This is a genomic window from Nostoc sp. LEGE 06077 (assembly GCF_015207705.1).
Lineage (GTDB): Bacteria > Cyanobacteriota > Cyanobacteriia > Cyanobacteriales > Nostocaceae > Nostoc_B.
Window position 1 is genome coordinate 38222 of the sequence record NZ_JADEWI010000025.1, and the last position, 20599, is coordinate 58820.

19 protein-coding genes are annotated in these 20599 nt (G+C 41.8%); 9 read left to right on the forward strand and 10 right to left on the reverse strand.

The window, feature by feature from the left end:
- The first annotated feature begins 245 nt into the window (after positions 1-245).
- Positions 246-782, forward strand: a complete 537-nt coding sequence (locus tag IQ244_RS17000) for a type IV pilin-like G/H family protein (RefSeq protein WP_193896119.1) — start codon at positions 246-248, stop codon at positions 780-782.
- A 93-nt stretch (positions 783-875) separates the two neighbouring features.
- Here the strand turns inward: IQ244_RS17000 and ssuD are convergent, their stop codons facing one another.
- The 3 genes from ssuD to IQ244_RS17015 all read right to left on the reverse strand — a co-directional run bounded on the left by ssuD (position 876) and on the right by IQ244_RS17015 (position 4077).
- Entirely contained in the window at positions 876-2012 is a 1137-nt protein-coding gene (ssuD, locus tag IQ244_RS17005; RefSeq protein ID WP_193896121.1) for an FMNH2-dependent alkanesulfonate monooxygenase, read from the reverse strand.
- Between the two features lie 4 nt (positions 2013-2016).
- Positions 2017-3063: a sulfonate ABC transporter substrate-binding protein gene (locus IQ244_RS17010; RefSeq protein ID WP_193896124.1), complete on the reverse strand. Its 1047-nt coding sequence runs from the start codon at positions 3061-3063 to the stop codon at positions 2017-2019.
- Positions 3064-3321: 258 nt separating this feature from the next.
- Positions 3322-4077 carry a dienelactone hydrolase family protein gene (locus tag IQ244_RS17015; protein ID WP_193896126.1) on the reverse strand — a complete coding sequence of 252 codons (756 nt, stop codon included), beginning with the start codon at positions 4075-4077 and terminating at the stop codon, positions 3322-3324.
- 243 nt (positions 4078-4320) lie between these two features.
- On the opposite strand from IQ244_RS17015, the gene IQ244_RS17020 reads away from it, so the two are divergent.
- The 4 genes from IQ244_RS17020 (at position 4321) to IQ244_RS17035 (ending at position 8265) form a co-directional block, all read left to right on the forward strand.
- Positions 4321-4686, forward strand: coding sequence for a VOC family protein (locus IQ244_RS17020; protein WP_193896128.1), 366 nt, complete (start codon positions 4321-4323; stop codon positions 4684-4686).
- Positions 4687-4689: 3 nt separating this feature from the next.
- Complete coding sequence (locus IQ244_RS17025) at positions 4690-5712, forward strand: NADP-dependent oxidoreductase (RefSeq protein WP_193896129.1); 1023 nt, start codon at positions 4690-4692, stop codon at positions 5710-5712.
- 79 nt (positions 5713-5791) lie between these two features.
- Positions 5792-6811 carry a FecCD family ABC transporter permease gene (locus IQ244_RS17030; protein ID WP_193896131.1) on the forward strand — a complete coding sequence of 340 codons (1020 nt, stop codon included), beginning with the start codon at positions 5792-5794 and terminating at the stop codon, positions 6809-6811.
- Between the two features lie 677 nt (positions 6812-7488).
- Entirely contained in the window at positions 7489-8265 is a 777-nt protein-coding gene (locus IQ244_RS17035; RefSeq protein ID WP_193896133.1) for an ABC transporter ATP-binding protein, read from the forward strand.
- A gap of 229 nt (positions 8266-8494) precedes the next feature.
- Here the strand turns inward: IQ244_RS17035 and IQ244_RS17040 are convergent, their stop codons facing one another.
- Both IQ244_RS17040 and IQ244_RS17045 read right to left on the reverse strand, forming a co-directional pair.
- A complete protein-coding gene (locus IQ244_RS17040; RefSeq protein WP_193896136.1) occupies positions 8495-9130 on the reverse strand; it encodes a hypothetical protein in 636 nt (211 codons plus the stop codon).
- Positions 9131-9550: 420 nt separating this feature from the next.
- On the reverse strand, positions 9551-9877 hold the full coding sequence (locus IQ244_RS17045; RefSeq protein ID WP_193896138.1) for a YbjQ family protein: 327 nt from the start codon (positions 9875-9877) through the stop codon (positions 9551-9553).
- A gap of 420 nt (positions 9878-10297) precedes the next feature.
- Between IQ244_RS17045 and IQ244_RS17050 the strand changes: the two genes are divergently transcribed.
- Positions 10298-10978, forward strand: a complete 681-nt coding sequence (locus IQ244_RS17050) for a tetratricopeptide repeat protein (protein WP_193896140.1) — start codon at positions 10298-10300, stop codon at positions 10976-10978.
- A 2-nt stretch (positions 10979-10980) separates the two neighbouring features.
- Here IQ244_RS17050 and IQ244_RS17055 read toward each other — a convergent pair whose 3' ends face one another.
- Positions 10981-11883 (reverse strand): ABC transporter ATP-binding protein, encoded by a 903-nt coding sequence (locus IQ244_RS17055; protein WP_193896197.1) that lies wholly within the window; start codon positions 11881-11883, stop codon positions 10981-10983.
- Between the two features lie 387 nt (positions 11884-12270).
- Positions 12271-13176: a peptidoglycan-binding domain-containing protein gene (locus IQ244_RS17060; protein WP_193896141.1), complete on the reverse strand. Its 906-nt coding sequence runs from the start codon at positions 13174-13176 to the stop codon at positions 12271-12273.
- Positions 13177-13511: 335 nt separating this feature from the next.
- Between IQ244_RS17060 and dapB the strand changes: the two genes are divergently transcribed.
- Positions 13512-14351 carry a 4-hydroxy-tetrahydrodipicolinate reductase gene (dapB, locus tag IQ244_RS17065; RefSeq protein ID WP_193896144.1) on the forward strand — a complete coding sequence of 280 codons (840 nt, stop codon included), beginning with the start codon at positions 13512-13514 and terminating at the stop codon, positions 14349-14351.
- Between the two features lie 151 nt (positions 14352-14502).
- A complete protein-coding gene (locus IQ244_RS17070; protein ID WP_193896146.1) occupies positions 14503-15186 on the forward strand; it encodes a phosphate ABC transporter permease in 684 nt (227 codons plus the stop codon).
- Positions 15187-15259: 73 nt separating this feature from the next.
- On the opposite strand, the gene IQ244_RS17075 is transcribed toward IQ244_RS17070, so the two are convergent.
- The 3 genes from IQ244_RS17075 to IQ244_RS17085 all read right to left on the reverse strand — a co-directional run bounded on the left by IQ244_RS17075 (position 15260) and on the right by IQ244_RS17085 (position 19423).
- The gene (locus IQ244_RS17075) at positions 15260-15889 is read right to left on the reverse strand and encodes a precorrin-8X methylmutase (RefSeq protein WP_193896148.1); all 630 of its coding nucleotides are present in this window, start codon (positions 15887-15889) and stop codon (positions 15260-15262) included.
- Positions 15890-16075: 186 nt separating this feature from the next.
- Positions 16076-16885, reverse strand: coding sequence for a TPM domain-containing protein (locus tag IQ244_RS17080; protein WP_193896150.1), 810 nt, complete (start codon positions 16883-16885; stop codon positions 16076-16078).
- A gap of 432 nt (positions 16886-17317) precedes the next feature.
- Entirely contained in the window at positions 17318-19423 is a 2106-nt protein-coding gene (locus IQ244_RS17085) for a M3 family metallopeptidase (RefSeq protein WP_193896152.1), read from the reverse strand.
- A gap of 294 nt (positions 19424-19717) precedes the next feature.
- On the opposite strand from IQ244_RS17085, the gene IQ244_RS17090 reads away from it, so the two are divergent.
- Entirely contained in the window at positions 19718-20506 is a 789-nt protein-coding gene (locus tag IQ244_RS17090; RefSeq protein WP_193896154.1) for a dienelactone hydrolase family protein, read from the forward strand.
- Positions 20507-20599 lie beyond the last annotated feature (93 nt).

Below are 20599 nucleotides of genomic sequence, written 5' to 3' on the forward strand. Positions count from 1 at the left end.
GTTTTGATCTCATGACTCTGGGAATTATCAGCATTGGTGATCTGTATAATGCTGCATCATAGCGAATCTAGGAATACATAAAATATAGCAGAAGGCAGCTTTCTGGAGAAAAGTCTTACTATTCCTGGCATTCAAGCTTTCAAATTGTCCTAATATATCTGACTAACGCTATATAATGATAGCCTTTGGATTGTTTGTGGGTAACCTTAAAGCAGTAATTAATATTTTGTTAGCCTATTTATTCTATGTATCGGAACTTTGAACAGAGGTTAATATTAGGTCTATGCTTCTTAGGATTAATTGGAGGTTCCGCAATTCTTCTTGGAATTGCTATACTACTGTGTTTTATATTTAATGATATGTTTTTTGGTTGTAGTATGAGTTGTAAAGCGTTTCAAGCATTAGGAACGACTACCGCCTCTAGGTTTAACCTAGCTCAACGAAGTTATTATTTAAATCATGAAAAATTCTCAACATCTTTAAGTAAATTACAAACGAATATTGAACCTAAAATGGGTAAATACAACTTTTTTATCAAAACTATAAATAGTCCTAAAAAACATGAAATTACATATTTTTATGCAGTTTCGAGGGTAGCAGGACTGAAAAGTTATGTTAGTGCTGTCGCTGTTATACCAGATGTAAACTCGAAAATTAATGACATATTAACAATAACAATTAAATGTGAGACTAATTCCCCAAGCCAAAATCAACCCAATGATCCGCAAGTTAAAAATACCGATCTTAGTTGTGGTAAAGAGCAATTTGAGATTAAACATTAGACATCAAGCTGTTTTCCAATATTGTTTTTGCCCAGCTTTGGAGAAACGGGAGTTTGTACATCATGGTAGAAACACAAGTGCGATCGCCTAAAATTACACAGGCTGGGGTTTGAGTAAATCTGTCTTGGTGACAAACTCGTTAAAGGGTGTTGGTAGCTGTTGGGGTATAGCGATTTGCGAAGTTTGCAGTGGTAAGCGGGGGAACAGTAACTCTGCGACGCGATAAGCTTCTTCTAAATGGGGATAGCCGGAGAATACGAAGGTATCAATTCCTAAATCGGCATATTCCAACATTCTCGCGGCTACTGTGTCTGGATCTCCGACTAAGGCTGTACCTGCACCACCCCGGACTAAGCCCACACCAGACCATAAATTAGGGCTAATTTCTAAGTTGTGGCGGCTACCGCTGTGTAGCTGCGCCATTCGCCTTTGTCCTGCTGATTCTGACTGGGAAAAGCGTTTTTGGGCAGATGCAATGGTGTCATCATCAAGATATTTGATCAGTTCATTGGCTGCATCCCAGGCTTTTTGAATAGTTTCCCGGACAATAACGTGCATCCGAATGCCAAAGCGGACTGTTCTCCCTTGGGCTGCGGCTAGTTGGCGGACTTTACTAATTTTTTCGGCTACTTGTGCGGGTGGTTCACCCCAGGTTAAATAGACATCAATGTGTTTGGCCGCAACTTGCAACGCCGCATCCGAAGAACCACCAAAATATAAAGTGGGGTAAGGCTTCTGCACAGTTGGAAATTGGAGTTTCGCGCCAGCAACTTGGAGGTGACGACCATTAAAAGTCACTTCATCACCTTGCATGAGCGATCGCCAAATTGTTAAAAATTCATCAGTAAGTTCGTAACGCTGATCATGATCTAAGAAAATGCCATCTTTGGCTAATTCTTTAGAATCACCACCAGTCACCACATTCAGAAGAATTCGCCCGTTAGAAAGTTGATCAAAGGTAGCAGCCATCCTCACAGATAGTGAAGGTGACATAATCGCCGGACGAAAGGCTACTAAAAACCGTAAGCGTTGTGTAACCGGAATCAACGAAGCAGCGACAATCCATGTATCCTGCTTTTGTCCAGTCCCAATTAACATTCCGCCATAGCCTAATTTGTCAACAGCTTGGGCGATTTGCTGCATATAGGGATAATTGGCTTGTCGTCTGCCAATTGTTGTACCTAAATAGCGTTCATCGCCTTGGGTCGGTAAATACCAAAATATTTCCATAATCTTATCTCTGGCTAATAGTTTTTGGTGTTATCGCTGCATATTGTTCGGTAGTTAGCGTTGCTGCTTTTACATCAATGGGTTTAGGAATGACTTTTTCTTGGGCGAACAAATCAGCAATTTTCTGTTGACCTTCCATGATTTCTGGGGTGATTGGTCTTAAGCCGTAAGTGCGCCGTTTAATCATTGTGGTTAAAATGTCTTCATCCAATTTGAGGTGAGGCGCAGTTATTTTTACAACTTCTGCTGTGTTTTGTTCTGCCCATTTACCAACATTGTTTATTTCTTCTAAAATGACCCGCACTAACTCTGGATTTTCTGTGGCAAATTTGCGCGATGCCATATAATATCCCCCTTGAGTAGCAATGCCGCTGGCATTTCTTAAAACTCTGGCATTGGCAACTTTTTGGGCGGAGGCTAAATACGGATCCCAAGTTACCCAAGCTTCTATTTTGCCTTGAATAAATGCTGCCCGTGCTTCGGTTGGTGGCAAACTAATTGGTTGAATATCGCTATATTTCAAACCAACTTCTTCCAAGGCTTTGATTAATAAATAATGTGATGCCGAACCTTTTTGAAAAACTACTTTTTTACCTTTTAGGTCTGCCAATGTCTTAATAGGAGAGTCTTTGGGAACTATAATTCCACTATTTTGACCAGTTCCGGGTTTATTACTGGCAATATATACTAATTCTGTGCCAGCAGCTTGAGCAAATATTGGTGGAGTTTCCCCAACGGAGCCAATGTCAACTCTGCCAACATTCATTGCTTCCATTAATTGTGGCCCAGCGGCAAATTGCGCCCAATCGACAGTCACGCCCAACGGTTGCAAACGTTTTTCAATGACACCTTTTAATCTAACTAAATCACCAGAGCTTTGATAGCCTAAATGGACAACTTTAGTGGTGAAACCTACGGCTTTATTTTCTGATTTTGGGGTATCAACTGAGCAACTAACTAAGGTTGTCGAAATTGTAAATATTCCTGGAAGTATGAATAGAGAAAAACGTTGAAAGATATTAATTTTTGGTTGTTTTACAGTTGTTACCATGTTGTTAAAATTATCCTAAAAATGCTAGACACGATAAATTAAAGCCAGCTTTCACTGACTTGCTAAGTTTCCCTAAATTAATTACTGAGCCAGTAAATTTGATTGAATTTACACAAGGAAAGATTAGTAATTGGTAATTAATCATTACCAATTACCAAGTCATCAAATTTATGGCAGAGGTTGTGATTGAGGGAGGAGTTATATTGAGCTAAGTGGGTCGGTACAAATCACGCTAACTAGTTAAGGTTGTCATTTGTCCTAAACTGGCTGCAATTGCAAATTTTTCTGGAACAGTTCTAAAACATGGTTCCACGCATCAGCCGCAGCTTGGGCATTGTAGCTGGCGCGATGATTGCAGAAAAAGCCATGTTCTGCACCAGAATAGCGGAAGATTGTATGGGGAATTCGGTGTTTCTTTAATTGCGCCTCTATTTGTTCGGTTTGTTCTAAAGGAATACCTTTATCTTCTGTACCGAAGAAGGCGTAAATTGGGCTTTTAATCTCTGGAGTATGAGTAATTGTGGGTTCTCCACCACCAGGAGTGGAGTTAGGAATTCCCCCACCATAGAAGGATGCGGTGGCTTTGATATCTGGTAAGGTGGCTGCTAGATAAACAACGTGACCACCAAAACAGAAACCAATAGAACCGATCGCATCTCCTTGGACATTTGCTAAAGTTCGCAAATAAGCGATCGCCGCTTGAATATCACTCAATATCTCTTCGGCTTTGGTCTGATCCTTGGCGGCGCGTCCTCGTTGAATATCATCAGGAGTGTAAGCAGCCTCAAAACCAGGCGCAGTGCGTTGGAATAACGCCGGCGCGATCGCTACATACCCTTCACTAGCTAGTCTTTCTGCAACTTCCCGAATATGGATGTTGACTCCAAAGATTTCTTGAATCACGATGACGGCGGGAAATTTCCCCTCTTTTGCAGGTTCCGCTAGGTAAGCATCAATCTGCAAATCTCCGTTTGGGACTTTAACTTGATTTGTCCGAATTCCTGTGTTTGTCATCTTAAGGATTAGTCCGCAATTCCTTTGAGGACAGGATTTTTTATGGTGTGTCCTGATAAATACTACTAAATCTTTACCGATTTGCCGTATTTTAAAAGTAGTATTTCACAAACATCGTGTAAAGGCAAGCCCCTTGTCAGAATTCACGGGAAGGAGTCAGAAGTCAGAACTCAGTATGAATCCTTTTCTCAATCAAGAAACTTTTGTACGAATCCTATATTTTCTATCAACAGGAGAATGAAGATGAAACTTGAGGCAGTCCATCATATACAAGTGACTTACCAGACTGAAGTTGAGGAGACAATATTATTTTTCTATAGCAAAATTTTGGGATTAAAGGAAATTAACCCACCGGAAGGTAATGATTCTGGTGGGTGGTATCAATTGGGTAATACAGAAATCCATGTCAGTCGAGAAGCAAACGCCAATAATCAAGCCTCTAGGCGACATATTTGTTTTCAAGTTGATGATTGGAAAGCGTTTGCCGAACATTTACAGGCGCATAATGTAGAGATTCTACCAGGAACACCAATTCCGGGATGCGATCGCTTTTTTATCCGTGATCCTGGTGGAAACAGAATAGAAATTACCGAGTTTACCAAGGAATAACTTGTGTCTGATTTAATTAACAAACAAATCTTGCTTAAAAGCCGCCCTGTCGGTGAACCAAAAGAAACTGATTTCGCTTTAGTCGAAGCGCCAATTGCGGAACCCGCTGAAGGTGAAGTTCTCAGCCGCACAATTTATTTATCTCTAGACCCTTATATGCGTGGGTTGATTAGCGAGGGTGAATCTTACGCGGCAAATGTAGAATTAAACTCAGTGATTGTTGGTGGGACAGTTAGCCAAGTCATTCAATCAAATCATCCACAATTTCAAGCCGGAGATATTGTCCTGAGTTGGAATGGTTGGCAAACTTACGCCATAGCCAAGGGTGAAACACTGCGGAAACTTGACCCCAGCCAAGCACCTTTATCTTATAGTTTGGGTGTGTTGGGTATGCCTGGACTAACTGCTTATGCGGCGCTGTTAGATATCGGTCAACCCAAACCAGGAGAAACCGTCGTAGTTTCCGCCGCTTCTGGGGCTGTAGGTGCAGTTGCTGGTCAAATTGCCAAAATTAAAGGTTGTCGAGTCATTGGAATTGTGGGCAGTGATGACAAGCGAGATTATATAGTCAAAGAATTAGGCTTTGATGTGGGAATTAATCGCAAAACTGAAGAACTAGATGCAGCATTAAAAGCCGCTGCACCTAATGGCATTGACGTTTATTTTGATAATACCGCCGGGGTAATATTAGAAACCGTGTTACAGCAAATCAACTTAGGGGCGCGAATCCCCTTAGTTGGGTTGATTTCGGAATATAATGCCACATCTGCGCCGCCTGGCCCGAATTTAAGACCTCTGTTGATTAAACGTGCTTTAATCAAAGGTTTTTTGGTGAGTGACTACCAACACCGCGCGAATGAATTTGTCAGCGATGTTGCTGGGTGGTTAAAGTCAAGTCAACTGAAATATCAAGAAGATGTCGTAGTTGGTTTAGAAAATGCGCCCCGTGCTTTTATTGGTTTATTGCGCGGGGAGAACTTTGGCAAGCTCGTTGTCAAAGTCGGTGAAGAGTCAAGCACTGTTTAAGTTTGTGCATAAGGTAGAATAACAGCGATGTCTGATGACAAACCACTCCGCGTCTACGCACCAGAGATAAAGTCTGTTAATGAAAATCTTGTCACTAGCCGCTGTTACTACTCAAAACCGCATATTCTGGGCTGTTTTGCTCATTGGTACAGCGCTAATTATTACTCTAGCGCTGTCACTGTCTCAAGGCGCAGTACCTCTAAGTTTCTCGCAATTGTGGGCAGCGATTCTGCATCGAGGCGACCCCACTAACCAAACTATTATCTGGGATTTGCGGCTTCCTCGCATCATCGCCGCGGTGATTGTGGGTGCAGCCTTGGGAATGTCTGGCGCATTACTGCAAGGAATGTTACGTAACAGTCTCGCTGACCCTTTTATTTTGGGGATTTCCGCAGGTGCAGGATTGATTGTGATTTTGATGATCACGTTGCACATCTTCCCCATCGCCATTCCTTTAGCTGCGTGGCTTGGGGCAATTTTGACCTCAGCTATAGTAATTTCTCTCGGTCGTGCAGGTTCGGGAATTTCCATTGAAAGGTTGATTTTAGGCGGTGTGGCGGTTAGTTCTTTATTAGGTTCAGTGCAAAGTACATTGCTGTTACTCGCCGAAGATGGGCAAATTCAAGTTGCGTTAAGTTGGTTGGTGGGTAGCTTAAACGCCAGAGGCTGGAAAGAAATTACCACGGCGGGGCCTTATATTATGGTGGCGTTACTGGGCGGATGTTTGCTGGCGCGGTCTGTGAATGTGCTGGCGTTGGGCGATGATTTAGCCGTTGGTTTGGGAGTATCATTAACGCGATCGCGTTTATTAATTGGTGGTGTTGCAACTTTACTCGCCGCAGGTGCAGTTAGTATCAGTGGTTTGATTGGCTTTGTTGGTTTGGTAGTACCCCACGGAGTTCGGCTACTAGTGGGTACAGACCACCGCTTTGTTTTACCATTATCAGCGTTAGCGGGTGCGTGGTTACTCACCTTTGCAGATTTACTCTCTAGATTAGGGGCGGTAGAACTACCCGTCGGTTCTGTGACTGCTTTGTTAGGTTCACCCTTATTTATCTGGTTACTATATCGTCGTTCTTCTGGATTGGGTAAGTCTTAATTTAGTGAGAAAACTTTGTATCCTAACTTCTTTTTCCTAAAAGCTATGATGTACACAAAAATTGCTTAATTAGCAATGTAATAATGTTGCCTTACATGATTAATGTATCAAGTTACATTGTTAACGCGTCGCCCCACATAATTAATGTATTGAGTTACATTGTTAATGCGTTGCCCCACATGATTAATGTACCGAGTTACATTGTTATAGCGTTTCCAACTCTGGTGAGTTACAAAATTCCCCCTCTTCAACCATCTTTTTGGCAAAGCTACAGTGTACACACAAATATTTGTGTAGCGCACTGTCCCACCTCGGAATGAATACCGAGTCTTATAGCGCAAGTCATCTTCAGATGACTCAACTAAAAATATACCAGTCCACACTTTGTGGACTTTGGCTATGAGCCTGGAACTTTAGTTCTAGGCGGGATGTGGTTGAACATGAAAATTTTTGACTTGTGTATACACAGTAGCTTGGCAAAGGGAGGGTGCGCGACAGTGCGGGTGAGGTGTATTTTATCTGCCCGATAATTGCAATAATGCGTTGCCCCACATTATTGATGTATCGACTGTAATAATTAATTTATCTTATTGGGTGGCAATTCTCCAAGACTTATATGTATAAGGTAGTTTAAGAGAAGTCAAATCCAATTTATCGAATTTTACGTCTGTCTGAAAATGCCTCTAGAATTGCAAAATCTCACTGGTGGTTATACCGCAGAACCAATTGTGCAAAATATTAACCTCACCTTGCAAACAGGAGAATGGTTAAGTTTAGTCGGTGCTAATGGTTCTGGTAAATCAACATTGCTTAAATTATTAAGTCGTATTCTCACACCACAACAGGGAATTGTCTTACTTGACGGTAAAGCAATTCATTCTCAACCGCCGAATGTAGTAGCGCAGAAATTGGCACTATTACCACAACAACAAACTGTGCCAGTGGGCTTAAATGTTAGACAATTAGTGAGTTTAGGACGCACACCTCATCAAGCTTGGTGGCAATGGGAATTAACAGCCCAAGATTGGCAAAAAGTTGATGCGGCAATTGAAAAAACGCAGTTAGAAAATAAGCGCGATCGCCCAGTTGAGCAATTATCTGGTGGTGAAAGACAACGCGCCTTTTTAGCTCTGGCTTTGGCACAAGAACCAAAGGTTTTATTATTAGATGAACCGACAACTTATTTAGATATTAACTATCAATTGCAACTATTAGAACTGCTGAAAGATTTAAATCAGCAACAAGAATTAACTATAGTCACAGTGTTACATGAATTAAACTTAGCTGCACGTTATAGCTCTCGCATTGCCTTATTAAAACAAGGTAAACTTTGGGGAGTAGGCACACCAAAAGAAGTATTAACACCGCAGGCGATCGCCCACGTTTTTGGTGTAGAAGCAGTAATTATGCAGACACCTGTTGGTTTACAGGTTTGTGCTATTTCTGCTATCTAAAAAGTCAAGTTTGATCATAAGTGTATCGAAATAACAAAATCTAAAAAGCACCTTAAGAAAGGTGCTGAAAAAATATAGGACTCATATTTGATTTCTAAAAAAGCTTAGGTATCTTTAAGAAGCGCATTTGCTACTCTACTCTAGGCTAATTGAGAAGTTTCCTGAAAATGCCACCCTACATACACTTGAGAAATCAAATCGAATTACTATATATGAAATAAAATATTCCCTAAGAACGATAAGTGTTAGTCCGAGGGCTACGAACGCCAGCAATAGCGCCTATTAATGAAGCCGCCAAACTTAATAAAGAACCAAGCACAAACCACCATAAAGCTTTAGAAGTTGCAGCCGCCGCGTCACGAGTTTGTTGGGCGCTAACATTAGGTACATTTTGTGGTACTGCTAAACCACCAGGCTGCTGTACTTGGTTGATAACTTCTCCCGCATTAGAAGCAGCAATTCCAAAAGCACCAGTTACTCCACTAGCCAATAGCCAAGAACTCAGCGCTAAAGTGGTAGCCCAGAGAATTGCGCCATTTAGCAAAGCTGTATTGCGGTTCATCGGCCCACAAGCACGGCTTGTTATCCATCCACCAATGAATAGTGAGAGTAATAAGGCAACGGTTGACCAAATTCCTACATTACCAGCTACATCAGGTGCGATTGTTCTGGGTGCGGCGGAATCTGCCACTCTCCCTGCACCGATAGCCGCAAAAAAGGCGCTCAAAATTAACTGGGTAGCTAAAGCAATTAACACCCCAGAAATTATCGGCCCCCAGCGAACACGGTCATGATAATCAGCAACTCTATTTACGACAGCAGGATCAGTAACAATATCGTCACCTGTGCGATTTACGTATGACATAGTTTATTTGCTCCCTCGACTATTTTTAAGTAAAGTTTTTTCGCTATATTCATGCTTACGTTTAAAATTAAATTGCTATTTTCAATTTTTAATATCTATCAACAGAAAGACTTGTTTTCTCTATCTAGGGTAAGAATAAATATAAAAATTGAATCAATATTAAATTTAAGCTATGAATACCTGGGTTTTTATCTATTTAAATAATAAAAATTAGACAAAACTATCAAAATTAATTTATTTTTTAAAATGTCGCTAATAAGTAATTTAGTAATATATCAGTTACCCATCATAGTAAGGCATAGCATAACTAGCCTGTGAACTAAAATAAATCTACCTCAGCCGATTAGGAAACGTGATATTCATTACCTATTAGCGATTCTCAATATATGATTAAAAAGCTTGTCAATATGAGATAAAAAACTAACGCATTCTGACTGCTGTACCTGTAGCCGTAATCAGCATCAGCACTCCAGACTGGTCGACATTGATTGTACCTGTATCAATTTCAATACCAATAACGGCATTTGCGCCTAATTTCTGTGCGCGTTGTTCTAATTCTGCTAGTGCTTTTCTTTGACCTTCTTCAAATAAACGTTCATAACTACCAGTTCTGCCACCAATCACATCTCGAATACTGGCAAAAAAATCTCGGAGGAAATTGCTGCCGTAAACAACTTCCGCAGTTACAATACCTAAATATGAATCAATCACTGCACCTTGAATTACATCGGTTGTAGTTAAAATCATAAACTAATCTCGCAGGTGAGGCGGTCAAGGAATATTGTACGTCTGAGATTGTGATTATGGGGGTAACTGCTTACTCCAAATCAAACTTATTACTAGAAAACAAGATAAAAATTGATACAGAAATTTAATCTTTTAGTCGTTAAGCTAAGACAATCTAGAACAGAGAAAAGAAAATTGTTAGCAAAAAAAGACTTAAGTAGGCTATTAATAGTCTACAGGTTGAGATGAAGAGTATACTGAACATTTAATACCTGATGTATCTATCTTTCAGTAGAAACTCTAGTATATTTGTGTATTTTACGTTTCAGGAGTTAAAAATTATTAATATTTCGTAAAACAGAATAAATACAGTTTTCAAAAATCCATATTTTTGTTTTAATGTACAAGAAAAAAGTTTGCTAGAAGTTCAGGAAATTTACTGTGTACAAACGCATATCACTTATAGTTAGTGTTCTGTTATTAGGATGTAGTGTTGTGGCGATTCCTGGGAGAGTCCAGGCTCAAGTATTAGTCGCACAAGCAAAAAATCCAGAGTTGAAGGAACTGTTTGAAGAAGGTCGCAGACAAGTTGATGCAGGTGATTATAATGGAGCGATCGCTACATATCAAAGAGCCGCTGCCCTTGACCCAAAGAATGCTAAAGTACATTCTGGGATGGGTTACTTGTACGCTCAACAAGGAAATTACCAAGCTGCGTTAGTTGCTTACCGTCGGGCATTGGGTCTCGATCCTAATAATAGTGATTTCTTTTATGCGGTAGGTTACATCAAAGGTAACTTGGGTGACACAAAAGGCTCTAGAGATGCTTACCGTCGCGCCATTCAGCTGAACCGCAACAATATTAATGCCTATTTGGGATTGGGAGTTACCCAAGCTCGTCTAGGAGATTATGAAGCAGCTAATTGGGCTTATGAACAAGCAATTGGCATAGATCGCAATAATCCCCAAATATATGAATTTATGGCGGCGATGTTTAAACAACGTCGTCAGACAAAGCAAGCAAATAGCTCACTGCAAAAAGCTCGGAGCTTATACCAACGGCAGAATAATGCAGATGGAGTTGACAGAGTAGAAGCAATGCTGCGGGAGTTAGGAGGCTGAAATTAATCTAACTGTCGCCCAGTTAGTTCCACAAAAATATCTTCTAAATTAGAGGAGCGCACCATCATTCCGGTTCTATCTGGCTGTTGATTTAGATAAGTGTTTGCTTCTGCTAAAGAAGGGAAAAATAAATATTCCCAGCGTCGGGCGCTGTCATTACCCGCATCGGTGATACCCAATTGCTTCATTACCAGTCCTTCACCGTGAGCAGAACGCAACTGTTGGAGCGTTCCCAAAGATATAAGTTTGCCATTATCCATAATACCGATGCGTCCCGGCTGAGTAGATTCAAAAGCTCCACACAAATACTCGACTTCATCCATATAATGAGTCGTGAGTAACATGGTCATCCCTTGTTTGTTGAGATCACGAATAATCTCCCAAAGTCGCCGACGAGTTTGGGGATCTAGTCCCACAGTTGGTTCATCCAAAAATAAAATTTGTGGTCGATGTAGTAAAGCCCTAGCTATTTGTAACCGTCGTTTCATTCCTCCAGACAGAGTTTTGACTAAATCATCTTTTCTGTCTATTAGTTCCACATACTCTAGCCACTGATTAATTAGTCGTTGTCGCTGTGGGTTGGCTATATGATGTAGCCGCCCATGCAGTTCCATATTTTCCCAAACGCTTAAATCGCCATCTACACTTGTTTGCTGCAACACAACACCAATGCTCTGTTTTGCTTGTATTGGTTGTTTGACAACATCATAACCAGCTACTTCTATATGTCCTTGGGACGGCTTTGTTAATGTAGTTAACATCCGAATTGTGGTTGATTTACCCGCACCGTTAGGGCCAAGTAACGCAAAGATTTCTCCAGGTGCGATCGCAAATGATAAATCATTAACTACAGGGACATTTTTATAAAACTTGAAGACATTTTCTAACAGAACAGCAGCAGTCATGGATAACTTACTTAATATCAGTTCATCACATAGACTATCATCCGTTGAGTGCTGGGTGCTGGGTGCTGAGTGCTGAGTGCTGGGTGCTGGGTGCTGAGTGCTGAGTGCTGGGTTCTGAGTGCTGAGTGTTGGGTACTGAGTAGGGAGTAAATGTAGTAGCCAAGTTACTTGGGACATTGGTAAATGAAACTATAGCAAAAGACTTTTACGCCCATAACCTGTTTCCTATCACCTGTCACCTATCACCTGTCACCTGTCCCCTATTCCCTGTTCCCTATTCCCTGTCCCCTGTCCCCTGCCCTTACTGTTAGCTTAATAAATTATGATGGGCGTGCCTTTTCCAATCAAGACACACCCATATTGAAGGAGATATCCAGAGTTCAGATTTTATCCCGGAAACTTCTTCAATAAATCATCGCCTGGAATCACTGTTGTATAGAATACGTAATCATTATTGGCTACATAGCGACGGTCTTGTTTAATGATGGACATAAACTCTTTATGTCCTTGGCGCAATCGGCCGACAAGACAACCAGCACTGGCATTTTTAATATCATTACTAGGTGCATCATAACCCCAGTGTTGATTTACATAGAACAGACCTGTATCTAGTTTGTCACCAGTCCGTTGAAAATCTTTGTTGAAGTCGCGGTGAACAGTAATTGGTGCTACTTGTACTAATGCTTCGTGACGTTCTGCATTGCCATGTAAACCCACAGCCCAAGCTTTGTATTGTCCAAACTTAATTCTGGCTGCACCGCCGGGATTCATGGGGTTTACGGTGTAATATCTGCCAGGTTCAGTGGTAGCCTGCCAATGATCAACAATTTTCGGAGTACCATTGACGACTTCAATGACAATACGGCGATCGTTAAAGGCATTGGGTGTGTCACTATTTAGGTTCCAGTCACCATCTATACCTTCAACATAAACAATGTTGTATTCTTTGGGGGCGGTAAAAACTTGATAATTTTGTGCCAGCATATATTTAACAATTTTGCTGGCAATGTCATTACCTAGTTTTAATGCAGGTTTGGGTAATTCATCGGGTTTGGTTTCAATTAATTCTTTGGCTGTAACTGCACCTATATAATCTGGTTCATCAATTTTCTTTAACTCTTGAAATTTTTTGATTGCTCCAGCCGTTACAGGGCCAAACTTGCCATCAGCAGGCGGTTCCAATAAACCTAAACCAATTAATAATATTTGAATTTGGCGGGTCAAATCTTCGTCTTTGGCGATCGCCTCAAATCCCCATTTTTCTTCTTTACCTAAAAAATCTTGTAATTTCATAATGCACCTATCTTCGCGTAGTTACAACTAGGTATAAACATCATTTCCATAATGGCGGATGATGTCTGAAACTATACTCGCGGCTAAAAATTTCAGCCGTGAATTTTAGTATTACTTTACTATTCACGGTGATATCAGTAATTTACGCAAAAATAATCCTGTATTGTTGATAAAACACAATAGCTAGGTCGTGTTGTTGGGATTTGAGAAACAAACTGCTTTCATGTCACTATGGACTATTGACCCCTTCGGGTAGGGGAAACCCCCTGGGCGTTAGCCTCTCCCCTTGGGAGAAGACCGCGCTGTTTTACCATTGACAATTGACCAATTAACTTATGACGACAAATCAAGCTCCGATTCCAGTAATTATTAACGGTGCTGCTGGCAAAATGGGTCGTGAGGTAGTCAAAGCTGTAGCACAAGCACCTGATTTAACTTTAATGGGTGCAATTGACCGCAACCCTGAACATCAAGGTAAGGACGCTGGGGAATTAGCTGGTTTAAATGAACCTTTGGAAGTGCCAATCACTGATCAATTAGAACCAATGTTAGGGTACGTGGCTGGGGAAAGACAACTACCACCAGGGGTGATAATTGACTTTACCCATCCTGATTCAGTGTATGACAATGTACGAAGTGCGATCGCCTATGGTATTCGTCCGGTTGTCGGGACTACAGGCTTAAGTCCAGCACAAATTCAAAATTTGGCAGACTTTGCCGAAAAAGCGAGTACAGGTTGCTTGATTATCCCCAATTTTTCCATTGGGATGGTGTTATTACAACAAGCCGCCATCACCGCATCAAAATATTTTGACCATGTAGAGATTATCGAACTACACCACAACCAAAAAGCTGATGCACCCAGCGGTACCGCAATTCAAACCGCGCAGTTACTAGCAGAAATAGGTAAAACTTTTAACTCAGCAATTGTAGAAGAAACCGAGAAAATACCAGGAGCTAGAGGTAGTCTAGCCGATGAAGGCATTAGAATACATAGTGTGCGCTTGCCGGGACTGATAGCCCATCAAGAAGTAATTTTTGGTGCTGCTGGTCAAATTTATACATTACGACATGATACAAGCGATCGCGCCTGTTATATGCCCGGCGTACTACTGGCAATTCGCAAAGTCTCACAGTTAAAGTCGTTAGTGTATGGTTTAGAAAAGATACTTTAAACCAGTTATCAGTTACCAGGCGTATAGTGGGCGATTTAGACCCACCACCAACGCCTTCCACCTTCTTTGTGGGCGACTTAGACCCCTTCATATTTAACTGTTTACTGTTTACTGTTCACTGTTAAACATTAACACTCTACATCCAGCACCCATGCTTGTCCCACTGACTCGCCAGAAATTTGAACAAGTTATCCCCCTAATTGCTACTGGTCAGCAGTACAAGTACTATTGGGGGAATTTTTCTAATTTTCTACAACGGCTATTAGTTTCTGTAGTTTCTGTAGTTGTAATTTTGCTAGTAAAAGCCCTGTTTGGGCTAGATTTCGGCCCCCTCCTGTTTTTTCTGGGTGTACTAGGGGCGCTTTTTTGGATGTGGTTCCCCGTGTTTCAGGCAAGTATTCGGAATGCCAAATGTCGCCGTTATAAGTACTGCGGCTTTTTCCGGGGGCGAATTATCGATTGGTGGATTACAGACAAATTGATGGGTAAACAAGAAACTGTCAATAGCAAAGGAGAACTGGTAATTGTTGAAAATCGTGAAAAACGGATCAATTTAGAAGTTGGTGATGATACTGGATTTAGCGTAGAGTTAGATGCACCACTAAAGCCTTTTCATAAAGCGATCGCTCGTGGTCAAATAGCGGAAATGATCGTGATGTCAAATCGGTCAGATTTAGGCACTATTGAAGATTTCAGCGATGTTTACATTCCCAGCCGTGATATCTGGGTAAACGATTATCCCTATCTCCGCAGAGACTTCTTTTCAGAAGTCAGTCGCCGCTTACGGGAAGGTCAAAAAGACAGACCACGCCGGCGGCGGAAATATGAGGATTAAAAAAGTTAAAAGGTAAAAGTTAAAAGTAAAAAACTGTTTCTTTTTCCTTTTGCATTTTTACTTTTACCTTGATCTAACTTTGCCGCTTCGCATTTTGTCCGTAAGCTTGCCAAGCTAAATCTACCAGTCCATCAACAACAGCAGCAGCCACAACAGCATTGCCTTTGCGATTGTCAATTGTAATATAGGGAACTGGAGAGTCTTGTAGACGGTTTTTAGCAGTATCCACATCAACAAATCCCACTGGAGTAGCAATGATTAACGCTGGTAGAATTTCTTCAGCTTCAATCAAATCCACCAAGGCTGTTAGTGCTGTCTGTGCTTGACCAACTACAAAAATGCCCTCTGGATAACGTTTGGCTAAAGTTTCAATTCCCCATGCGGCCAAAGTTTTTTCCTTTTGAGGACGTGTGACTGTTTCCATACTGCAATAGACTGGATTAGCAAAGGTGTTTTGGATGTCGTAAGCGATACCTACTTGTACCATTGGCACATCTACTACAACTGTGGTTCTTGCTGCTAACGCCGCTGCACCAGCTTGCAAAGCGTGTTCCGAAAAGCGGATTAAAGACTTATATTCAAAGTCAGCTGTGGCGTATATTACCCGCCGCACAATTTCATACTCTGCGGGTGAAAAGGCATGATCGCCAATTTCACTATCAATGATTGCTAAACTTTGAGCATCAGTTACGTGCCATTCCATCACTATTCAGTGTTGATAATACCAGCTTTCAGCTTATCAGCTTCAGTGAGTGCTGAGTCAAAATCAATCAACAGGACTTGCATAGAAGATTGTCCTTTGAGGTTGGTTATAAGGGTATGGGGTGTTAGGGTTTTTTTGAATACCTATCCCCTTTACCCCTAAACCCTTTGCTAAAAGCATTCGCACTCACAATTCAGGACTAGAAGAAGGGCGACTGAACACAGGAGACAGATAAGCAACTAAAGCACCGATAAAAAAGCCAGAAATATTCCGAACTAGAGGTAGCCAATCACTAGTCCGAGTCACTACAGGCCCAATACCGAAGGCTATGAACAAAATTCCCCATAAAGGAGAGAAAATTAATGCCCATTGCCAAGCCACAATTTGTTTATCGTTGCGAGGTTGGGCGGCAAATCCACAAATTATCCCACCAACGATGGAAGTAACTAAGGTAAGAATCCACTGTTCTCTAGGAAGTCCAGGTACAACATTACAACCGCCTTTGATTAAGCAGCCTTTAACTGAGTCGAGGGCTTGTAAAATTGCTTGGTCTTCACCTTGTTCTCGCACAAAGTACAAGTTACCAAAGCGAGTTTGTAGTTCTATCCAAAATGTCCGGGGTAAAAGCTCATAAACTGCATCACCAACACTAAAGCTGAGAATGTTACCGCCGCGAGAGTCAGCAACTAGCAGGATACTTTTATCATCTAAACCCCAATAATTGATCACTGCTCGACCGGGGGTGCGATCGTACTGTGTCAATACTCGCAGTTTCCAGCCAGTTTCGGTTTCAAATTGTGCCAAATCGGACACTAGCTTATCTTCTTGAATGTCAGTGAGAGTTTTCGCCAAATCAATCACTGGAGTTTGGAAGTTGGGTAACAACTCAGGATTGTCATAGGCAAGGGCGGAGGAAGGATTTGCGACCCAAATTGACCCAGCCACGAAAAATACTGCAATTGATACGAGAATTCGTCGCCAAAAACAAGACTGCATGGATGTTCTTATACAAATATCAACAGTAAAAGTGAACAAGTTGTTTTAAAAAGTAGGGGAGAAAAGTGATACTTCTTTACACTTGTTTACTTTACTCTAATATTATGGTTTAAGAAAAGTATTGAGCGTTAGAGATTTGTGGTGTATCGCCCAATGGCGATCAAGACCATAATAGCGATCGCTGTTTTTTGGTTTTGAGGCTTATAATGCGTTACGTTCAGTTAACAAAGTTTTTTCTTCCCGCAGGGTAGGCTGTTCGCCCCGTTGGGGCGGGTGTAGGGGTTTAGGGGAAGAGTACTAATTTGTAACTATGTAATGGTCGTTTTTATTCTTTTCCTTACACCCTACCCCTGACACCCTAACACCCCAAACCCAGTCACATTATGGATTTACGCTTTTATTAGAGCCATTCCCCTACACCCCGAATGAACTCTAAGCGGCTGGATTTAACAAACCATTATGCCGCAGCAACGAAACTGTACTCGGTTCCCGTCCACGGAAAGCTTTGAATATCTCCATTGGGTGCTGACTACCACCAAGTGCCAGTACAGTATCCAGGTAACGTCTACCTGTGGCTTGCACTGCGGCTTCGTCATCTAACCCAGCTTCTTCAAAGGCGGCGAAAGCATCAGCACTCAGCACTTCAGCCCACTTATAGCTGTAGTACCCAGCGGCGTAACCACCTTCAAAGATATGCCCAAATGCACATAAGAAAGAATCTTCGGGTAGGGGTGGTAAAGCTGTTGTGGTCTTGGCGATGCGCTGGCGTACCTGGGCGGGAGTTTCATCATTACCAGGACGATAGCGATCGTGCAGTTCTATATCCACAGTGCTAAAGTGAACTTGCCGCAATGTAGCACTACCACTCATATAGTTGCGGGCGGATAACAGTTTTTGGTAATAATGCTCTGGTAATGGTTCGCCAGTTTCATAATGCTTCGCCATCCCAAACAAAGTGGGGCGTTCATAGCACCAGTTTTCCATGAATTGACTCGGCAATTCCACAGCATCCCACTCGACATTGTTAATTCCGGCGGCACTGGTGTAATCAACTTTAGTCAACATATGATGTAAGCCATGACCAAATTCGTGGAATAATGTCTCCACTTCATCGAAGGTCATTAAACTAGGCTTACCATCCACTGGCGGAGTTTGGTTACATACCAAATACGCCACAGGCAACCGCACAGATGTTGTACCATGATCATTAATTTTGCTGCGATTAATGCAGACATCCATCCAAGCACCGCCGCGTTTCTCCGCAGGGCGACTGAAAGGATCGAGATAAAAGTAGGCTATGGGTTTACCTGTTTCATCAGCAATTTGAAAATAGCGAACATTTTCGTGCCAGACTGGGGCTTGTCCATCGGCGGGGGTGACGGTGATACCAAATAGCCGTTTAACTAGTCCAAATAAACCATCTAAAACTTGCGGTAAAGGGAAATAGGGACGTAATTCTTCGGTTGTAAAGGCAAATTTTTCTTCGCGTTGGCGTTCTGCCCAAAAGCTAATATCCCAATGTTTTAAATCTGTGGCTTCTGTTGCGCCTTTGGCAGCCGCAAAAGCTTTGAGTTCGGCTAATTCTTTAGCAGCCGCATCATAACTTGCACTCCGTAGTTCTTCTAATAATGCCTCAACAGCCGCTACATTGGGAGCCATTTTACTAGCAAGGCTCAACTCGGCAAAATTTTTGTAGCCTAATAAATTCGCTAGTTCTTGCCGTAATTCCAAAATCCGCACAATTATTGGGTTGTTATCTAACTCGCCAGTAGAAGCGCGGGTGATATAAGCTTTGTACAGTTTTTCCCGCAAGTCTCGGCGGGTGCTGTGCTGCATGAAAGGGCCGTAGCTAGGAAAATCTAAGGTGATGCGCCAAGGGCCATTTTCCGGTGTGGCGTTTTCTTCTCCCGCCTCACGGGCAGCTTGGGCGGCTAGACTAAGGGAACTTTCGGGTAAACCGTCCACTTCTGCTTTGGATGTTAGGGTTAAACTAAAAGCTTTGGTGGCATCTAATACATGGTTAGAGAACTTTGTCGATAGTTCTGCTAATTCCATTTGAATGGCATTATAGCGATCGCGTGCTTCTCCTGATAAGCCCACACCAGACAGTTCCGCATCTCGGATAGCAGCTGTAACAATGCGCTGCTGGGCTGGTTCTAAGGTTTTCCACGTATCACTAGCACGGAGTTCTTTAAAAGCGTTGTAGATAATTTGGCTTTGCCCAAGCTTATTACTGAATTGGACTACCTGGGGTTGAACAGTTTCATAAGCTTCGCGCAGCTGGGGACTATTCTTGACTCCCATTAAATGGCTGACTATACCCCAACTCCAGCTTAGGCGTTCGGTTAGCTGTTCTAAAGGTTCGACTAAACCACTCCAAGTCGGCTGGGCGTTAGTTTCTATGGAAGCAAGTTGCTCATCTAGTTCTTTTAATAACTGAGCGAAGGCTGGGATTACTTGTTCTGGTTGTATCTCGGTGAAGGGCGGTAAGCCAGTACCTTTAAGCAAGGGATTTTGCGGAATAGTGGCTGCACTCATAGCGTGATGTTAATGCCGATAAATATCTATATATCTTCTAATGTAGCGATCGCTCTTGCTTTTTAGTCTTGCCAGAATGCCGAAATAACCGAATGTAGGTAGCGGGGGATAGGGAATAGGGGACAGGTGATAGGTGATAGGTGACAGGTGACAGGGTTTAAAGGTTTGTGATGTCTCAATTTTCCTTTCTGTTGAGGTTTTAACCGTCTTAGCTGTTGCTATAGTTCCTATTCTTTTTTGTCATTTTTCCAGGCATAATCATCCCAGATTAATATTTATACTGGGTTTCCTCTGATGAAATTACTGCTTTGTGGGTTGATTACACCTTTTGCTGCATTGTTGGCTGCTACACAGGCTTTGGCTGTAATTCAAACAAAAAATGTTGAGTATAAGCAAGGAAATACTGTTTTACAAGGCTATCTGGCTTACGATGATGCAATTAAAGGTAAGCGTCCTGGGGTTTTGGTGGTGCATGAATGGAATGGCTTGCAAGGTTATGCAAAAAAACGCACCGAACAGTTAGCCAAACTGGGCTATGTTGCTTTTGCTGCGGATATTTATGGTAAAGGTATTAGACCAAAAAATCCTGAAGAGTCGGGTAAACAAGCGACAATTTATCGCCAAGATAGAAAATTGTTGCGCGATCGCGCCTTAGCTGGGTTAAAAGTATTACAAGCCAATCCTCTAACTGATGTTAATCGAATTGCTGCGATCGGTTACTGTTTTGGCGGCGGTACAGTCTTAGAACTTGCTCGTAGCGGTGCAAATATCGCCGGAGTAGTCAGTTTTCATGGCAATCTCGATACACCAAACCCCAACGATGCGAAAAATATCAAAGCCAAAGTTTTAGTATTACATGGTGCTAACGACCCATTTGTACCAGCAGAACAAGTTACAGCCTTTGAAAACGAAATGCGCCAAGCAAATGTAGACTGGCAATTAATTTCTTATGGTGGTACAGAACACGCTTTTACTAACCCAGAATATAAAGGGGAGTTAAAAGGAGCGCTATATAATCCTATTGCGGACAAACGTTCTTGGGAAGATATGCGGCAATTTTTTGCTGAGATTTTTCGGAAATAAACAGTTATAGCAGGGGATAGGTGACAGAGTTAAAAGTTTTTTAGTATCTAGGTTTTACGATGTGTTGATGTCCTAATTACATTGGCTGTTGCT